Source organism: Actinophytocola sp. (genome assembly GCF_036002505.1).
In the GTDB taxonomy this organism is placed as follows: domain Bacteria; phylum Actinomycetota; class Actinomycetes; order Mycobacteriales; family Pseudonocardiaceae; genus DASYTH01.
On sequence record NZ_DASYTH010000227.1, the window covers coordinates 1 to 16,997 of the forward strand.

Annotated in this window: 20 protein-coding genes; 14 read left to right on the forward strand and 6 right to left on the reverse strand. The window is 70.8% G+C overall.

The features are described 5' to 3' along the window. The 3 genes from VGR06_RS20145 to VGR06_RS20155 form a co-directional block, all read left to right on the forward strand. Positions 1 to 1,261: P-loop NTPase fold protein (locus VGR06_RS20145; RefSeq protein WP_327560655.1), on the forward strand; the 1,261-nt coding region annotated here is incomplete at its 5' end. Continuing rightward, complete coding sequence (locus VGR06_RS20150) at positions 1,237 to 2,283, forward strand: P-loop NTPase fold protein (RefSeq protein WP_327560656.1); 1,047 nt, start codon at positions 1,237 to 1,239, stop codon at positions 2,281 to 2,283. The genes VGR06_RS20145 and VGR06_RS20150, both read left to right, overlap by 25 nt. Then, positions 2,280 to 2,507, forward strand: coding sequence for a hypothetical protein (locus tag VGR06_RS20155; protein ID WP_327560657.1), 228 nt, complete (start codon positions 2,280 to 2,282; stop codon positions 2,505 to 2,507). The genes VGR06_RS20150 and VGR06_RS20155 overlap by 4 nt, the downstream gene beginning before the upstream one ends. On the opposite strand, the gene VGR06_RS20160 is transcribed toward VGR06_RS20155, so the two are convergent. Next, on the reverse strand, positions 2,489 to 3,349 hold the full coding sequence (locus VGR06_RS20160) for a 3-hydroxybutyryl-CoA dehydrogenase (RefSeq protein ID WP_327560658.1): 861 nt from the start codon (positions 3,347 to 3,349) through the stop codon (positions 2,489 to 2,491). The genes VGR06_RS20155 and VGR06_RS20160 overlap by 19 nt on opposite strands. A 39-nt stretch (positions 3,350 to 3,388) precedes the next feature. Beyond that, complete coding sequence (icmF, locus tag VGR06_RS20165) at positions 3,389 to 6,634, reverse strand: fused isobutyryl-CoA mutase/GTPase IcmF (RefSeq protein ID WP_327560659.1); 3,246 nt, start codon at positions 6,632 to 6,634, stop codon at positions 3,389 to 3,391. Between the two features lie 113 nt (positions 6,635 to 6,747). Between icmF and paaI the strand changes: the two genes are divergently transcribed. From paaI to VGR06_RS20195, 6 genes are all read left to right on the forward strand, one after another. Then, positions 6,748 to 7,134, forward strand: coding sequence for a hydroxyphenylacetyl-CoA thioesterase PaaI (paaI, locus tag VGR06_RS20170; RefSeq protein WP_327560699.1), 387 nt, complete (start codon positions 6,748 to 6,750; stop codon positions 7,132 to 7,134). Next, complete coding sequence (locus VGR06_RS20175) at positions 7,121 to 7,585, forward strand: peroxiredoxin (RefSeq protein ID WP_327560660.1); 465 nt, start codon at positions 7,121 to 7,123, stop codon at positions 7,583 to 7,585. Before paaI ends, VGR06_RS20175 begins: the two co-directional genes overlap by 14 nt. Before the next feature lie 90 nt (positions 7,586 to 7,675). Beyond that, on the forward strand, positions 7,676 to 8,062 hold the full coding sequence (locus VGR06_RS20180) for a type VII secretion target (protein WP_327560661.1): 387 nt from the start codon (positions 7,676 to 7,678) through the stop codon (positions 8,060 to 8,062). 15 nt (positions 8,063 to 8,077) lie between these two features. Further along, positions 8,078 to 8,998: a hypothetical protein gene (locus tag VGR06_RS20185; RefSeq protein ID WP_327560662.1), complete on the forward strand. Its 921-nt coding sequence runs from the start codon at positions 8,078 to 8,080 to the stop codon at positions 8,996 to 8,998. Positions 8,999 to 9,015: 17 nt separating this feature from the next. Continuing rightward, positions 9,016 to 9,327: a YbaB/EbfC family nucleoid-associated protein gene (locus VGR06_RS20190; RefSeq protein ID WP_327560663.1), complete on the forward strand. Its 312-nt coding sequence runs from the start codon at positions 9,016 to 9,018 to the stop codon at positions 9,325 to 9,327. Then, a complete protein-coding gene (locus VGR06_RS20195; RefSeq protein WP_327560664.1) occupies positions 9,324 to 9,752 on the forward strand; it encodes a hypothetical protein in 429 nt (142 codons plus the stop codon). Before VGR06_RS20190 ends, VGR06_RS20195 begins: the two co-directional genes overlap by 4 nt. Here the strand turns inward: VGR06_RS20195 and VGR06_RS20200 are convergent. Next, entirely contained in the window at positions 9,749 to 10,918 is a 1,170-nt protein-coding gene (locus VGR06_RS20200; RefSeq protein ID WP_327560665.1) for an LCP family protein, read from the reverse strand. The two genes, VGR06_RS20195 and VGR06_RS20200, sit on opposite strands and share 4 nt — an antisense overlap. A 23-nt stretch (positions 10,919 to 10,941) precedes the next feature. After that, the gene (locus tag VGR06_RS20205; RefSeq protein ID WP_327560666.1) at positions 10,942 to 11,610 is read right to left on the reverse strand and encodes an alpha/beta hydrolase; all 669 of its coding nucleotides are present in this window, start codon (positions 11,608 to 11,610) and stop codon (positions 10,942 to 10,944) included. Between VGR06_RS20205 and VGR06_RS20210 the strand changes: the two genes are divergently transcribed. From VGR06_RS20210 to VGR06_RS20230, 5 genes are read left to right on the forward strand one after another with little or no spacing between them, the layout of a single operon-like run. Beyond that, entirely contained in the window at positions 11,609 to 12,250 is a 642-nt protein-coding gene (locus VGR06_RS20210; RefSeq protein WP_327560667.1) for a nucleotidyltransferase family protein, read from the forward strand. The genes VGR06_RS20205 and VGR06_RS20210 overlap by 2 nt on opposite strands. Before the next feature lie 31 nt (positions 12,251 to 12,281). Next, on the forward strand, positions 12,282 to 12,605 hold the full coding sequence (locus tag VGR06_RS20215; protein ID WP_327560668.1) for a hypothetical protein: 324 nt from the start codon (positions 12,282 to 12,284) through the stop codon (positions 12,603 to 12,605). Between the two features lie 10 nt (positions 12,606 to 12,615). Next, entirely contained in the window at positions 12,616 to 13,662 is a 1,047-nt protein-coding gene (locus VGR06_RS20220; RefSeq protein WP_327560669.1) for a C40 family peptidase, read from the forward strand. A 15-nt stretch (positions 13,663 to 13,677) separates the two neighbouring features. Continuing rightward, positions 13,678 to 14,100: a YbaB/EbfC family nucleoid-associated protein gene (locus tag VGR06_RS20225; RefSeq protein ID WP_327560670.1), complete on the forward strand. Its 423-nt coding sequence runs from the start codon at positions 13,678 to 13,680 to the stop codon at positions 14,098 to 14,100. Next, a complete protein-coding gene (locus VGR06_RS20230) occupies positions 14,097 to 14,516 on the forward strand; it encodes a YbaB/EbfC family nucleoid-associated protein (RefSeq protein WP_327560671.1) in 420 nt (139 codons plus the stop codon). Before VGR06_RS20225 ends, VGR06_RS20230 begins: the two co-directional genes overlap by 4 nt. A 127-nt stretch (positions 14,517 to 14,643) precedes the next feature. Here VGR06_RS20230 and VGR06_RS20235 read toward each other — a convergent pair whose 3' ends face one another. Beyond that, positions 14,644 to 14,853, reverse strand: a complete 210-nt coding sequence (locus VGR06_RS20235; RefSeq protein WP_327560672.1) for a S1 RNA-binding domain-containing protein — start codon at positions 14,851 to 14,853, stop codon at positions 14,644 to 14,646. 151 nt (positions 14,854 to 15,004) lie between these two features. Beyond that, entirely contained in the window at positions 15,005 to 16,870 is a 1,866-nt protein-coding gene (locus tag VGR06_RS20240) for an ABC transporter ATP-binding protein (protein WP_327560673.1), read from the reverse strand. Positions 16,871 to 16,997 lie beyond the last annotated feature (127 nt).

Below are 16,997 nucleotides of genomic sequence, written 5' to 3' on the forward strand. Positions count from 1 at the left end.
ACCGCACGAGGATGTTGAAACGGATCTGCCCACCCTGCGCTCCGTGGCCGCTGCGACCGAACACGCCATTTCAATGGCCGCCCAGGCCGGTGTCACCGCTATCGGACTTCCGCTGCTGGCCACCGGCGCATTGGGTTTCCCCGTTGCAGAGGTTGCCTCGGTCGCCATTCCGGCCGTCAAGCGGGCGCTCCGGTCCAAGGAATATCCCGCGCTCGAATCGCTGGTGTTCATCTGCATCGACACGACGACGGCCGTGGCTGTACGGGACGCGTGGAACGCACCATCCTCGATAGACGAGCGCACCGCTGCGGAGCAAGCGCCCGCACCGGAGCCGGCAGGCGCGAAAAGCGCGCCGCCTCCGCAGGAGTTCTCCGACACGGAACTGGCCGGCGGTTTGTCGAGCGACCTGGTGAAACCGAATGAAGGAATTCCGCTGGCGCGGGATAATCTCGGTTTCGCGCCGTATGTGTCCATGCTGGCCACGGTGATCGCCGACCGGCAGACGCCGCTGCCCCTGTCGGTGGGAATCTTCGGGGAGTGGGGTTCGGGCAAGCGCTTCTTCATGGGGTTGCTGCGCAATCAGGTACGGGCGCTGACCGAGTCGGGTAGTCCAGCCTATTGCCGGCGCATCGATCAGATCGGGTTCAATGCCTGGCACTACGCCGACGCCAACCTGTGGGCCAGCCTCGGTGACGAGATTTTCCGGCAGCTGGCCGAACCCGGGCCCGGCGTGGAGATGCGGCGCGAGCGGCTTCGTGTCGAGCTCGCTGAGCGGCTGGTCGAGCGCAGGCAACTGGAGGCGACGACCAGGCAGGCGCGGGTCGAGGCGGCGGCCCTGCAGGCGAGCGTGGACGCGGCCGCCGCCAGCCGGGAGTCCGGAGCCCGTGAGTTGATCGTGGCGCTGAAACGGTCGGACACGGCCGGCAAGATGCTCAACCAACTCTGGCGCCGGCTCGGCGTCGCGGACGAAATCGAGCAGGGCAAGCTGCTCGCTGAGCAGATGCGCGGCACCCTGACCGAGGCCGAGGCGCTGCGCCGGGCACCATGGGACCGCCGCGGGAAGATCGCTCTGGCGGCGTGGTCACTGTACTGGCCGGCGCCGGGCTGGTCGCCGTCAACGCCGCCCGGGAAGGCCTGCGGAAGCTGCGGCAGCTCACCGAGGAACTCCATGCCGGGATGTCGCGGGCAGCCGAGGATATCCCGCCGGACGTCGCGGACAAGGTCGACGCGTTGCGCATGGCCGAAGCCGACCAGCGAATAGCCGAGGCACAGCTCAGTGAGGTCGTTTCCCGGATGGGTGTGCTCGGGCGTCAGCTCGCCGAGCTGACGCCGGGGCGGCGGCTCTACAAATTTCTCGCCGACCGGGCGCAGAGTAATTCTTACAGCGGCAACCTGGGCCTCATCTCGACCATTCGCAAAGATTTCGAGCAGCTCGTCGAATTGATGAAAGAATGGCGCGACGAAGGCGCGGATGCCTCGGTCGACGGGGACACACCGGTTGAACGGATTGTGCTCTATATCGACGATCTGGACCGGTGCAGCCCGAAACAGGTGGTCGACGTCCTGCAGGCGGTGCACCTCTTGCTCGCACTGGAATTGTTCGTCGTGGTGGTCGGGGTCGATCCACGGTGGCTGGTGCGCTCGCTGTGCAGCCACTATGACGAGATTCTCGAAGACGACGGGTCGGGCACCACACCGGACGGCTGGCACGTCACCCCTGAAGACTACCTGGAGAAGATCCTCAACATCCCGATCGTGCTTTCCGGTATGCCCTCGGGGAGCCTGAACCGGCTGCTGCGCTCGATGATCGACGACGGCGCGGCGCCCGCCCCGACGGACCCGCCGATCCCCGGACCACTGTTGCCGGCGGCCAACGTGGACCTCGGCCCGACGTCTCCGGAGGAGACGGAGATCCCGATCGAGGCCGGTTCCGAAGTCGAAGCCGTGCAGACGGCCATACCGGCACCGCGGATTCCCCGCCCGCTCACCGATCCCGAGGTCGAGCTCCTGACCGCGCTGGAGCCGCTGGTGGACACCCCGCGAGAGGCGAAACGGCTGGTCAACTTGTACCGGATGCTTCGGGCGACCCGGGATCTGTCGGAAGCGTCCCGGTTTCTGGGCACTGCCGACGTCCCCGGCGAGTTCCAGGCCGTTGTCGTGCTGCTGGGCCTGCTCACCGCACACGCCCGCCTGCTCGGCCGGGTGCTCGACACCGCGCCCGGGCATGACATCGGGGCGGTCTTGTCCATCGCCCATCGGCCACCCGCTGGGACGCGTTCGTGACCGACTTCAAGCCTCTGAACCCCGGCATGCCATGGACCAACGGGATCGTCGGCGCGGTGCCGGATAACGAGGTGGGTCATTGGTTCCGGCTGCACCGCAGCCTAGTCGCCGTCTCGGCCACGGTGACGCTGCCCGACCTGTCCTGCTTCCAGTTATGGGTTCCCCGGATCCGCCGGTTCTCCTACGTCCTGTCCCCCACCGGTGGTCAGCCGGCGTACTCGTAGAAGCCGCGGCCGCTCTTCTTGCCGAGGAGGCCGGCGTCGACCATGCGGAGCAGGAGCGGGGGCGGGGAGTAGAGCGGCTCCTTGAACTCGGCGTACATGGACTCGGCGATGGCCTTGGTGGTGTCCAGGCCGATCAGGTCGGCCAGGTGCAGCGGGCCCATCGGGTGGGCGCAGCCGAGGATCATGCCGTTGTCGATGTCCTCGGCGGAGGCGAAGCCGGACTCGAGCATCCGGATGGCCGAGAGCAGGTACGGGATGAGCAGGGCGTTGACGATGAACCCGGCGCGGTCCTGGGAGAGGATCACCTGCTTGCCGAGGACGTCCTCGACGAACCGCTCGGCGCGCTCGCGGGTGGTGTGGTCGGTGAGCAGCGACGGCACCAGCTCGACGAGCTTCAGCACCGGCACCGGGTTGAAGAAATGCACGCCGATCACGTGGTGCGGCCGGGAGGTGGCCATGCCCAGCTTCATGATCGGGATGGACGAGGTGTTCGAGGCGAAGATCGCCTCGGCGTCCTCGACCACCTTGTCCAGCGCGGTGAACACCTCGGTCTTGGCCTGCTCGGTCTCCACCACCGCCTCGATCACGAGTTGACGGTCGGCGAACATTCCCAGGTCGGTCGTGTACTGAATCCGGCCCAGCGCCGCGTCGCGCTCGTCCCCGGTGAGCTTCCCGTGCTTGAGCCCGCGACCCAATGACGCCTCGATGCGCCGGCGTCCGGCGGAAAGCGCGTCCGCGTTGACTTCGTTGACCAGCACGGAGAGCCCGGCCCGGGCACACACCTCGGCTATGCCGGAACCCATCAGCCCCACCCCGACGACACCGACCCGACTGATATCCACGGCTTCGTCCCTCCTGCGACGGCTCTGTCCGACCCGAGACTAGACGTTGCGCCGGTACTGGCCGCCGACCTCGAAGAAGGCCTCGGTGATCTGGCCGAGGGTGCAGACCCGGGCGGCGTCCATCAGCACCGCGAACACGTTCTCGTCGCTCGCGGCGGCCGCGCGCAGGCGGCGGAGCGCGTCGGCGGCCTCGGTGGTGTGGCGGCGCTGGAACTCGCGGGTGCGGTCCACCTGCGAGCGCTTCTCCTCCTCGGTGGCCCGGGCCAGCTCGAGGTGCGTCACGTGGTCCTCGGCGCCCTTCGCCGGCAGGAACGTGTTCACGCCGATGAGCGGCAGCGAGCCGTCGTGCTTGCGCTGCTCGTAGAGCATCGACTCGTCCTGGATGCGGCCGCGCTGGTAACCGGTCTCCATGGCGCCCAGCACTCCCCCGCGCTCGGCGAGCCGGTCGAACTCGGCCAGTACGGCCTCCTCGACGAGGTCGGTCAACCCGTCGATGACGAACGAGCCCTGCAGCGGGTTCTCGTTCATCGACAGGCCCCACTCCTTGCTGATGATCAGCTGGATGGCCATGGCGCGGCGCACGCTGGCCTCGGTCGGCGTGGTGATCGCCTCGTCGTAGGCGTTGGTGTGCAAGGAGTTCGCGTTGTCGTACAGCGCGCACAGAGCCTGCAGCGTGGTCCGGATGTCGTTGAAGTTCATCTCCTGCGCGTGCAGCGACCGGCCGGAGGTCTGCACGTGGTACTTCAGCTTCTGCGAGCGCTCGTTGGCGCCGTAGCGCTCCCGCATCGCGATCGCCCAGATCCGCCGCGCCACCCGGCCGATCACGCTGTACTCGGCGTCCATCCCGTTGGAGAAGAAGAACGACAGGTTCGGCGCGAAGTCGTCGATCTTCATGCCCCGGGCCAGGTAGGACTCCACATAGGTGAACCCGTTGGCCAGGGTGAAGGCGAGCTGGCTGATCGGGTTCGCGCCGGCCTCGGCGATGTGGTAGCCGGAGATCGACACCGAGTAGAAGTTGCGGACCTTGTTGGCGATGAACCACTCCTGGATGTCGGCCATCATCCGCAGCGAGAACTCGGTGGAGAAGATGCAGGTGTTCTGGCCCTGGTCCTCCTTGAGGATGTCGGCCTGCACCGTGCCGCGGACGTTGGCCAGCGTCCACGCGGTGAGCATCGCCCGCTCCTGAGCCGAAGGCTCGCGGCCCTGCTCGGCGGTGAACGCCTCGACCCGGGCGTCGATGGCGGTGTTGAGGAAGAACGCCAGGATGGTCGGCGCCGGGCCGTTGATCGTCATGGAGACAGACGTGTTCGGCGCGGTGAGATCGAAACCGGCGTAGAGCGCCTTCATGTCGTCGAGCGTGGCGATGGACACGCCGGAGGTGCCGATCTTGCCGTAGACGTCCGGCGGGGTGTCGGGGTCGCGGCCGTACAGCGTCACCGAGTCGAATGCGGTGGACAGCCGCGTCGCCTCGCCGTGCGCGAGCAGCTTGAACCGCCGGTTGGTGCGGAACGCGTCGCCCTCGCCGGCGAACATCCGGGCCGGGTCCTCGGTCTCCCGCTTGAACGGGAACACGCCCGCGGTGAACGGGAACGCGCCGGGCAGGTTCTCCTTGCGCAGGAAGCGAAGCAGCGTTGCGCCGTCGTCGAACCGGGGCAGCGCGACCCGCGGGATCCGGTTGCCGGACAACGTCTCCCGCCACAGCCTGGTGTGCAGTTCCTGGTCCCGCACGCTGACCACGAGCTCGTCCGCTGAGTACTCCGCGACGGTCTTCGCCCACCCGGCGAGCAGGTCGGCGTTGTCCCGCTCGACCCGCCGCGCGGCCTCCTCGGCCAGCGCGTCGAGATCCGAAGTGGACAGATCGTTCTCGGCAAGTGCCTGGCGCGCCTCGGTGAGCGCGGCGTGCCGGCGGACCGCGGCCACCTGCTCGCCGGTCTTCGCGTGGTAGCCGCGGACCGTCTCGGCGATCTCGGACAGGTAGCGCACCCGCGCGGGCGGCACGACCGTGGCGGCCCTGGTCGAGGTCCGGCTCTCGACCGGAGCCAGCGTGCCCTCGCTGACCGCGAGCCCCGCCTCGGCGAGCAGCGTCCGCAGGTGCTGGTAGAGCGCGGTCACCCCGTCGTCGTTGAACGTCGCCGCGCTGGTGCCGAACACCGGCATGCCCTCCCAGGACACCCCGAACGCCTCCCGGTTGCGCACCAGCTGCCGGGCCACGTCGCGGCGGGCGTCCTCCGCGCCGCGCCGCTCGAACTTGTTGATCGCCACCGCGTCCGCGAAGTCCAGCATGTCGATCTTCTCGAGCTGGGAGGCGGCGCCGAACTCGGGCGTCATCACATAGAGCGAGGTGTCCACGAACGGCACGATGGCCGCGTCGCCCTGCCCGATACCCGGCGTCTCGACGATCACCAGGTCGTTGCCGGCCGCCTTGCAGGCCGCGATCACGTCGGCCAGGCCCTCCGGCACCTCGGCGGCCGCGCCGCGCGTGGCCAGCGACCGGAAGAACACCCGGTCCCCATCCAAGCCGTTCATCCGGATCCGGTCGCCGAGCAGCGCCCCGCCGCCGCGCCGCCGGGTCGGGTCGATGGCCAGCACCGCGACGCGCAGCTTGTCCTGCTGGTCGACGCGGAACCGGCGGACCAGCTCGTCGGTGAGCGAGGACTTGCCGGAGCCGCCGGTGCCGGTGATGCCCAGCACCGGCACGTTCGCCCGGTCGGCAGCACCGGCGATCTGGGTGCGCACGGCGTCCGGGAGCCGGCCGGCCTCGATCAGCGTGATGGTCCGGGCCAGGGCGTTCTCGTCGCCGGCCAGCAGCGCGTCCACGCCCGGCGGGGCCTGCTCGGCAAGATCCACGTCGCACGCCCGCACCATGAGGTTGATCATGCGGGCGAGGCCGAGCTCCTGGCCGTCCTCCGGGGAGAAGATCCGGGCCACGCCCCGCTCGTGCAACAGCCTGATCTCCTCGGGGACGATCACTCCCCCGCCGCCGCCGTACACCTTGACGTGCCCGGCGCCGTGCTTGGCGAGCAGCTCCACCAGGTAGGTGAAGTACTCCACGTGCCCGCCCTGGTAGGCGCTGATCGCCACGCCCTGCACGTCCTCCTGGACCGCCGCCTGCACCACGTCGCGCACCGACCGGTTGTGCCCGAGGTGGATGACCTCGGCGCCCTGCGCCTGCAGGATCCGCCGCATGATGTTGATCGCGGCGTCGTGCCCGTCGAACAGGCTCGCCGCGGTGACGAACCGGACCGGGTGCGCCGGGCGGTGCAAGCTGCTGCTGGTCTTCGCCATATAAATAGTCTGACTTCCTACTATCGGACGTGCAACAAGTGTGGCCTGTGTCATCATGGCGGCCCCATGATCGTAACTGTGGAGACTCGGTGATCCCTCAATCCGTGCGTGTGATGTGGGACGGCGACGTGGCGTCCCGAGCCCTCGGGATGGAGCTGGTCTCGGCGTCGGAGGGCCGGGCGGTGGTGCGGATGCCGGTCACCGAGACCATGATCAACGGGCACGCCGTGGCGCACGGCGGCTACCTGTTCCTGCTCGCCGACAGCGCGTTCGCGTGCGCCTGCAACAGCCACGGTCCGGTCACCCTGGCCGCCGGCGCGGAGATCACGTTCGTCGCCCCGGTGCGGCGCGGCGACGTGCTCGAGGCGCACGCGACGGAACGGGTTCGCTACGGCCGGAGCGGGGTCTACGACGTTACGGTGTACCGGGGCGACGAGGTCGTCGCCGAGTTCCGTGGGCGCAGCCGAACGACGAACTGGAGGCCCGATGAAGGCCGGTGAGCTGGCACCCGACTTCGAACTGCCGGACGAGACCGGAAACACCCGCAGCCTCAAGGAGTTCCTGGCCGAAGGGCCGGTGGTGCTGTACTTCTACCCGGCCGCCATGACGCCGGGGTGCACCGCCGAGAGCTGCCACTTCCGTGACCTGGCCGCCGAGTTCGCCGAAGCCGGCGCCCAGCGCGTCGGCATCAGCCCCGACCCGGTCGACAAGCAGAAGCAGTTCTCCGACAAGCACTCCTTCGACTTCCCGCTGCTCTCCGACCCCGACGGCGCGGTCGCCACCCAGTTCGGCGTCCGCCGCGGCTTCGGTCCCCTGCTCACCAAGCGCCAGACCTTCGTCATCGACACCGACCGCACCGTGCTCGAGGTGATCAAGAGCGAGTTCCGGATGAGCGTCCACGCCGACAAGGCCCTCGCCACCCTCCGCGCCCGCACCACTCCAGCTGAGTAGCCGCCCTGCCCAGCCGCGCAGCACCGCTGGTCGGCTGGCAACCGCTCGGGCGATGGTTGTACCGTCAACCGACGACCGGGGGGAGTGGCCATGCAACGGCAGCCGCAGCACCAGCTCGAACCGTCGGATCCGGGCTACACCGTCGACGCCTCAGCCTTGACCACCTACGCCGATCGCACCAGGACGATGGCCGGCGAGCTCAAGCAACTCGCCAGGGAAAAGGTCAATTCGGTGCAGCGGATCGCCGAGGACAGCTTCGGCAAGATCGGCAAGGAGTCCGGCTTCGCCGCCGCGCTGAACCATTTCGCCGGCGCGCTCGAACACCAGGTGAACGGCATGGCCACGGACGTGAACAGGTTCGGCCGAGCCGTCGACCGGATCGCCGGCGGATACCAGGAGACGGACAGGCAGAGCGCCGACGGGTTCCGGAATCCGGACCGGCCGTCCGGGTCCTCGGGCCGGACCGTCATTCACTAGAACGAGGGTATGGGGATGAACAGCGACACCAGGGCCTGGGCGCTGAGTTTCGCGCAACAGATGCAGGCTCACCGCAACAGCCTCGCCGGCAAGGCCAAGGACGCGAACGAGGCGCACGTTGCCCTGCTGGACACGGCCGGGGCCATCGGCACGCACGCCAACGAGCACGCCGACTGGGCCTACACCGCCACCGAGCGCTGGACCGGCCGGTCGGCGGACACCTTCGACCGTCGCGCCGGCCGGGTGGGCAAGCACCTCGAGGCCACCGCGGAGGCTGCCCGCAAGGGCGCGACGATCGTCGAAACGGCCCACGCCCGGCTCGTCGCACGGCATGACGCGGTGGCCCGGCTGATCGACGAGTACGTGGACCGGGCGACGCGGATCGCCCAGGTTTCCGGAGCAGTGTCGCCGGGCGTGGTCAACAAGGTCCAGGGTGAGGTGCGCGCGATGAGCAACCGCTACACCCGCGAGTCCGCCAAACAGCTTGTCGCTGCCCAAGCCGAGCTCAAGGAAGCCGCCCGGCAACTGCGCGAGCTGGAACGAGCGGTCCGACACGACGGCGTCGCCGACCCCGACCGGGAGCCCAAGGCCGGCGGGCCAGGATCGCTGACCCGGCCACACAGGTCCGGCGAACGCGGCCGCAGGTCCGAGCCGGCGCCGCGCCGAAACCAGCCAGGAACCCAGCCGATTCAGCGGGACCAGCCCACCCAGCCGGACCGGCCCAGGTCGGGCGAACCGCACCCGGACCGTTCCGGCAGCCACGGCTCCGACGACCGGCACCGGCCGCCGCAGCGCCCGGTCCACGTGCCGCCCGAGGAGGCGTACCCCGGACCTGAGCGCCAACCGCCGAGGTCCGACGCTCAAGATGGCTACGAGGGCCTCCGGGACACACCATTCGACCGCGGGTTTCCTCGAACTCCGCGCATTGACCGGTAGCGATCGGCGGCAGCGACATGGACAAGATCACCGGTGGCGCACGGGCGCAGGGCGGGGCGGTCTCGGTCGAGGTGCTTCCCGGCGGGGCGCTCGCCTCGCTGGTGCTGACCCAGCCGGCGCTCAAACTCGGGCCGCGAGGCCTCGCGGACGCCATCCTGGCCGCGGTGGCCGAGGCGACCGCGGTGGCGAACCAGCGCACGAGGCACGCGCTTCGGGCGGAGTTGGCCGGTATGAACGAGCACGAGCTGGCGACGCTCGGCCTGGACTCCCCCGACTCACTCACCGAACGGGCTGAGTCCACCACCCCGGAGAGCTGGCGAACCTCATGACCAAGCGGAGCTTTGACGACTACACCGTCGACGAGCTGATCGCGGCGAGCGAGGAGCTCGACGAACGGGTCGACCACCTGCCAGAGCGCCTGGGCCGGATCACCGGGCGGGCCGGCGACCGCGAGCGCGGCATCGAGGTCACGGTCAACCTGGACGGCCGGATCACCGACCTGGAGCTGACCGACGCCGCGCTCCGGCTCGGCCCGGCCAGGCTGGCCGAGGAGGTCTTCCGGCTGACCCGGCGGGCGTCCGGCGCCGCCCTCGCCGACTGCACCAACCTGCTGCGCGAGGTCGCCGGCGACGAGGCAGGTGACTTGCTCGATCTCGCCGGTGCGCCATCGGCTGCGGAGCAACCGGTGGCGACCGTGACACCGCCGCCCGACGAGGACAACTCCCAGGTGAAGACCTGGGCGTTGCCGGGTTAACGCGGGGCGTCCACGATCGCCTCCTGCGGCACCGGCTGGTCGGTGCGCAGGGCGTCGAAGAGCTTGGTGGACTTGGCCTTGTCCCAGACGACGGCCGCGCCGCCGCCGCTGGTGCGGGCCGAGCCGCCGATCGGCACGGTGGTGGTGACCGTCTTGCCGCTGCTCGCGCCGCCGATGGCGAACGCCAGGCTGGGCAGGTTGTGCAGGTGGTCGCCTTCGTCCACGGTGAACGCGTCCGGCGCGTTGAAGATCAGCGGGAACAGCCGGAACGGGTTGAGCAGGGTGCCGGCGCTGGTGGCCTTGTCGGTCAGTGCGCCGATGAACTCCCGCTGGTGGATCACCCGGTCCAGGTCGGCCCGGGGCGTCGCCCGGGTCCGCACGTAGCCGAGGGCCTGCTCTCCGTTGAGCTCCTGGCACCCGGCCGGCAGGTTGATCCCGGCCAGCGGATCGTTGATCGGGGTCTTGAGGCACATCTCCACACCGCCGACCGCGTCCACCATGTCGGCGAACCCGCCGAAGCCGATCTCGACGTAGTGGTCGAGGTGCAGCCCGGTGTTCGTCTCGACGGTCTGCGCCAGCAGCTTCGGCCCGCCCAGCGCGTAGGCGGCGTTGAGCTTGTTCTTGCCCTTCCCCGGAATGTCCACATAGGAGTCGCGGAGCAGGCTGACCAGCGTCGGCTTGGTGTCGTTGTCCGGGATGTGCAGCAGCATCATGGTGTCCGTGCGCTGCCCTTTGGCGTCCCCGGTGGCCAGCCGCTCCTGCTCCTCGGCGGACAGGTCGGCCCGGCTGTCCGAGCCGACGATCAGCCAGTTGGTGCCGGCCGCGGCGGCCGGGCGGCCCTGATAGTCGCTCAGCGCCGCGACCCGGTTCAGGTTCAGCTCCAGGTACAGCCAGGTCGCGCCGATCAGCACCAGGAACGCCAGCACGATGATCAGCAGCACCCGGCCGAGCCGGCGCCTCCGCCGGGGCTTCGGTGGCGCACCGGAGCCGGCCGGTGGCGGTGGCTGCCGGCGCTCCGGCTCCTGAACCGGAGGCGGCGGTTGCCCGTACCCCTGCCATCTGCCCTGCGCCACCGGCGTCTCCATCCGCCGGGTACTGCCGTACCCCGGTCGGCTGGGGACGTCCGGCCCGTAGCTCATTCCGGTACTCCGCGGTGCATAGTTCATGGCTCCCCGACCTCCCACGCTCCTCACTGGGGACGTTTCGGACCGGGTCCGGGTTGTGTCGATACCGTAGTACCCAGCGCGCCGAGCACGAACCGGCGCACCAGCAGCGTCCAGAGCCGCGGCTTGCGCAGCATCGTGTGCCCCTCGCCGGCGATGTCCAGCTGCCGCACGGTGTCGTTGACCAGCCGGGCGCGCTCGGCGTAGGCGTGCGAGTCGGCCGGCTTGGTGGTGGTGTCCCGGTCACCGTGCGCGATCAGCACGGCCTTGCCGGCGAGCTGGTCGACGTGGTCTTTCGCGGTGGTCCACGGCGCGAGCGCGCACACCGCGACCACGTTCGGCTCGTCCGCCACCCGCAGCGCCACCCGGGCTCCCATCGAGTGCCCGACCAGCGCCACCGGGACCTCGCCGTGCCGGAAGCGGACCTCGGCGAGCGCCCACCGCGCGTCCGCCACCGGGTGCAGGTCCGGCTTGTTCCACCCCCGGTACCGGTAGCACAGCAACCACACCGCGACCCCGCTCCGCCGCCCGGCCCGCCACAGGTCGAGGGCGAACGGCAGCATCCGCAGGTACGCCGGCCGCAACCGGTGCGCCCGCGCGGTGCTCTCCTCCTGCCCGCCGTGCAGCACCAGCGCCACCGCCCGCACCGGTTCCCGCGGGCCGAGCACCTGGATCCGCGGGAAGGCTGGGCTCATGCCGCGAGACTACAAGCCGCGGTGGGAAGATCCCGGCGTGTCCACCCCACGCGTCGCCGGCCTGCTCCTCGCGGCCGGCGCCGGCCGCCGCTTCGGCATGCCCAAGGCGCTGGTGCGGCATCGCGGCGGCTTGTTCGTCGAGCACGCGGCGGCGGTGCTGCACGAGGCCGGCTGCGCGCCGGTGGTGATCGTTCTCGGCGCGTCCGCCGACGAAGTCCGTGCCACTGCAACACTTTCCGGGTCGTCGCTTGTGGACAATCCGGACTGGGAGTCCGGGATGGGTTCGTCGCTTCGGGCCGGGCTCGACGAACTGTCCACTTCGGACACTGTGGCCGCGGTGGTGCTTCCGGTGGATACGCCCGGGGTGACCGCGGCAGCTGTCCGCCGGCTCGCCGACCTCGCCGCGCCGGACGCGCTGGCCCGGGCCAGCTACGACGGCGCCCCCGGGCATCCGGTCCTGATCGGACGCGCCCACTGGCCCGGCGTGTGGGAGCTCGCGACCGGGGACCAGGGGGCGCGCCCCTACCTGCGCCGGCACGGGGGAACCGACGTCCCGTGCGCGGACGTCGGAGCCGGCACGGACGTCGACCGGCCGGAGGATCTGCGAATCGCGGGCGGCGACGACCCGGATACGCCATGATGCGGGCGGAACGGCCGAGGAGGGGTGAGTGATGAGCCGGGACCGGTTCTCCGTCAGGGCGTCCGACCTGAGCGAGTACGTCAGCCGCAACGGAACGCTGTCCGACGACGTCGGCGGCGCGGGCGCGAAACATCTGGCCGGCCACCAGTCGATCTCCGCGACGCTGTTCGGCGACCTCGGCCACGAGAGCGGGCTGCACGGCACGGTGCAGGACCACCTCACCCGGATGCACCACCATGTGCACCGGCTGGCCGGCTCGGTGCGCGACCTGGGGCACGCGGTCGACGGCGCGCGCGGCGACTACCTGGCCAACGAGGACCTGCACGCGGACACCTACCGCGGGCTGACCGACTGAGGGGGAACACGTGGCGATCGACCTCGCTCCCTACGAGGCACCGATCAAGGAGGCCGAGCAGAAGCTCGAGGCGGACACCGGCGCCGCCAGCCAGGCGCAGGCCGACCTGACCAGCCTGGCGCAGAGCCTCACCGGGTACAGCACCCAGCACGCCGGCGACGCGGGCCGGTTGCAGGGCAACTGGATCGGCGACCGCGGCGACCTGTTCGGGGTGCGCGCCAAGGAGCACACCGAGGCGCTGGACGAGGCCGCGGCCTGGGCCGGCCGCACGGCGCAGACCATCGGCGACGCGACCAGCCTGGTCCAGCAGGCCGAGCAGGAGGTCGAGAAGTTGCTCCGGGAGTTCGACGCCGACGCCCGGACGCTCGCCGACGCGGCGGCCGCGAGCAAGGATCCCGGCGCCGAGCAGCAGGCCCGGGCGGTGATCGCGGGCATGTCGGCCAGGTACGCCAAGGAGGCCGCCGACGTCGTCGACGCGGCCAAGGGCCGGCTCTCCCAGCTCACCTCGAACATGGGCGGGACGGCACCGTCCGGCTCGACGTCCTCCGGCCCGATCGGCAGCCGGGCCAGCGGGGGCGGCGGTGGCGGAGGCGGCGGCACGCACGCCTCGAGCGGCCCACCGATGACGTTCCCGCCGTCGGACCAGTACGGCAGCGGCACCCAGATCAAGCTGCCGGGCGGGCAGACCGTGAACGCGCCCAACGAGCGGGCCGCCATCGCCGTGCGCGCCGCGCTGAGCCGGCTCGGCCTGCCGTACGTCTGGGGCGGCACGGATCCCAACCGGGGCATGGACTGCAGCGGGCTGACCCAGTGGGCCTACGGCCAGGCCGGGATCAAGATCCCGCGCACGGCCGCGACCCAGACCGTCGGCCAGAAGGTGGACATCGGCCAGATCCAGCCCGGCGACCTGGTGATCTGGAGCGGGCACGTGGCCATGTACGTCGGCAACGGGCAGATGGTCGAGGAGCCGCACACCGGCTCGGTCTGCCACGTGGTGCCCCTCCGGACGTCCAACGCCGGCGAGCCCTTCTATGGTGTGTTCAGACCATCGGCCTAGGAGGAGCGCGCGGGCATGTCGGAGCAGCGGCACCGGCTGGAGGCGGCGCTCGCGGCCGCCGGCCCCATCATCGGCACCGCGTCCGGCGACGACGGCGCGGTCACCGTGGAGGTCGAGGTGGGCGGCCGGATCCGCGCGGTCCGGCTGACCCGGCACGCCCTGCGCTACGGCGGCAAGTTCCTGGCCGACACCGTGCTCAGCGTGGCGGCCAAGGCCACCGCGAAGGCCAACCAGCGCGCGCACCAGGTCTACGCCCAGGCCCTCGGCTCCCGCGGCGAGTCCTACCTGGACCAGCTCGGCCTGTCCTACGACCCCGCCCAGCTCGCCGACGAGCCCGCGCCGCCACCTCGCCGGGCGCCTGCCGCCCCTGGCGGAACGGCCAACGAGTACGGCGACGACCCCGCCGACTACCCGGAGACCTGGATGCGCCGCCGATGACCGAACCCCGCCAGCGCCGCACCACCGAGCAGCTCCTCGCCGACGCCGGGGAACGCCTCCGCGCCACCGCCGGCCTGCCGGGCCGCATGTCCGCCATTCGCGGCACCGCGGAGTCCGCCGACCACACCGTCCGCGCCACCGTCGACGTCCACGGCGCCCTCACCGCCCTGCACCTGCACGACGCGGCGCTGGGTGCCGGCCCCGACCGCCTCGGCGACCTGATCGTCCAGATCGCCGGCGACGCCCACCGCGCCGCCCTCCACCACGGCGCCGGCGTCCTCGGCGACACCCTCGGGGACGAGGCGGCCCTCGAAGCCCTCCGCTCCGCCAACCTCCCCACCGACCCCGACGCCCCCGTCCTCCCCTACACCCCCGGCGTCGACCCCAACGCCCACCGCTGGAACGTCATCCCCTAACCCCCGGCGAGTTCGACGCTCAGACACCTGAGTTCGACGCTCCAGCAAGCGAGTTCGACACTCCGGCAAGCGAGTCGTACGTTCCGGCAACCGCGCTTGGCCCGGGCCGACCCGGGCCAGCGCACTCTCAGGCCGCGGCCAGGCTGAACCGCTGGTTCTCGGCGTCGATCGCGAGAATCCTGACCGAGACGCGAGCGCCGACCGGCCAGGACTGCTGATGCGCGAGCCCGGTGAAACCGTCGGACTCGACGAACGAGCCGAACGGCACCTGGCTGGCCACCACGCCCTCGATCACGTCACCAACCCGGTGCCGCGCAAGGAAATCCTGCCAACTCAAAGAGAAGTCACCTCCCTCCGCCACGAGTGGTCGCCGAACCTCTCGGTAGCGGAGGCGGGCCGCGGGCCCGCGCGGTGATCAACCAGCTGCCGGGTGTCCGTCCTGTGTGCGGCGCATGGCCGACCCGGCAGTCACGAGCCGATCATAGCGGCTACGCGGCGGCCGGTTGCGTGGCAAATTGGGTCGTGTAGAGATCCGCGTAGCGGCCCTCGGCGGCGAGCAGTGATCCGTGGGTGCCGGATTCGACGATTTCGCCGTTCTCCACGACGAGGATCTGGTCGGCGGCGCGGATCGTGGACAGCCGGTGGGCGATCACGATGGCGGTGCGGCCGTCGAGCGCGTCGGCGAGGGCCTCCTGGACGGCCACTTCGGACTCGGAGTCGAGGTGGGCGGTGGCCTCGTCGAGGATCACCACGCGGGGCTGGGCCAGGAGCAGCCGGGCGATGGTGAGGCGCTGGCGTTCGCCGCCGGACAACCGGTAGCCGCGCTCCCCCACCACGGTTTCCAGTTTGTCGGGGAGGGACTCCGCAAGATCGGCGAGCCGGGCGCGGCGCAGGGCGTGCCAGATCTCCTCGTCGGTCGCCTCGGGGCGGGCGTAGGCGAGGTTGGCCCGGATCGTGTCGTGGAACAGGTGGCCGTCCTGGGTGACCACGCCGACGGTGTCCCGCAGCGCGTCGAAGGAAACGTCGCGGACGTCGATACCGGACAGTCGGATCCCGCCGGAGTCCACGTCATACAGGCGCGGGATGAGCGTGGCCATGGTCGACTTGCCGGCGCCGGAGGGGCCGACCAGGGCCACCATCTGCCCGGGCTCGGCGCGGAAACTGATGCCGTGCAACACCTCAGTGCCGCCGCGCTGATCCAGCACCGCGACATCCTCAAGGGAGGCAAGGGAAACCTTGCTGGCCGGCGGGTAGGCGAAGCGCACCTCGTCGAACTCCACCGAGACACCGCCCGGCGGCACCGGGCGCGCACTGGGCCGCTCGGTGATCATCGGCGGCAGGTCGAGCACCTCGAACACCCGCTCGAAGGAGACCAGCGCGGTCATCACGTCCACCCGGACGTTGGCGAGCGCGGTCAGCGGGGCGTAGAGCCGGGTGAGCAGCAGGGCCAGCGCCACCACGGTGCCCGGGGCGAGCTGACCGGTCAGCGCCAGGTACCCGCCGAGCCCGTAGACCAGGGCCTGGGCCAGCGCGGAGACGAGGGTCAGGCTGGTCATGAACCAGCGGGTGAACATGGCCCCGCGGATGCCGATGTCGCGCACCCGCGCGGCCCGCCCGCCGAACTCCTCGGCCTCCGCGCGCGGCCGGCCGAACAGCTTCACCAGCGTCGCGCCCGGGGCGGAGAACCGCTCGGTCATCTGGGTGGTCATCGACGCGTTCAGGTCGGCCGACTCGCGCTGCAGGTCGGCCATCCGCTTGCCCATCCGGCGCACCGGCAGCACGAACAGCGGCAGCAGGATCAGCGCCAGCCCGGTCACCTGCCAGGACAGGGTGAGCATCACGCCGAGCGAGAGGGCAAGCTGGATGACATTGGTGACCAGGCCGGACAGCGTCGAGGTGAAGGCCCGCTGCGCGCCCATCACGTCGCTGTTGAGCCGGCTCACCAGCGCGCCGGTGCGGGTGCGGGTGAAGAACGCCACCGGCATCCGCTGCACGTGCTCGAACACCGCGCGGCGCAGGTCGTAGATCAGCCCCTCGCCGATCCGCGCGGACTGCCAGCGCTCGGCCAGCCCCAGCCCGGCGTCCAGGATCGCGACCCCGGCGATGGCCACCGCCAGCCACACCACCACCGACGGGGCGCCCCGGCCGACGATGGTGTCCACCACCCGGCCGGCCAGCAGCGGCGTGCTCACCGCGAGCACCGCGGAGATCATGGTCAGCAGCAGGAACACCACGAGCTTCGGCCGGTGCGGCCGGGCGAACCGGAACACCCGGCGCACCGTGCCCTTGCGCAGCCCCTTCGGAGTGTCCGCGGCGTGCATGGCGCCCCGCAGGAACATCCAGGACCCATCCATGCCGGTCCTCCTCATCGCTCTTACTGGGGGCTCCGCCCCCAGACCCCGGCTGGGGCTCCCGCCCCACGACCCCCTACTGAACGGCCTCAACACCCGAGGCCCGGTAGAACTTCCCTGGATCGTTACC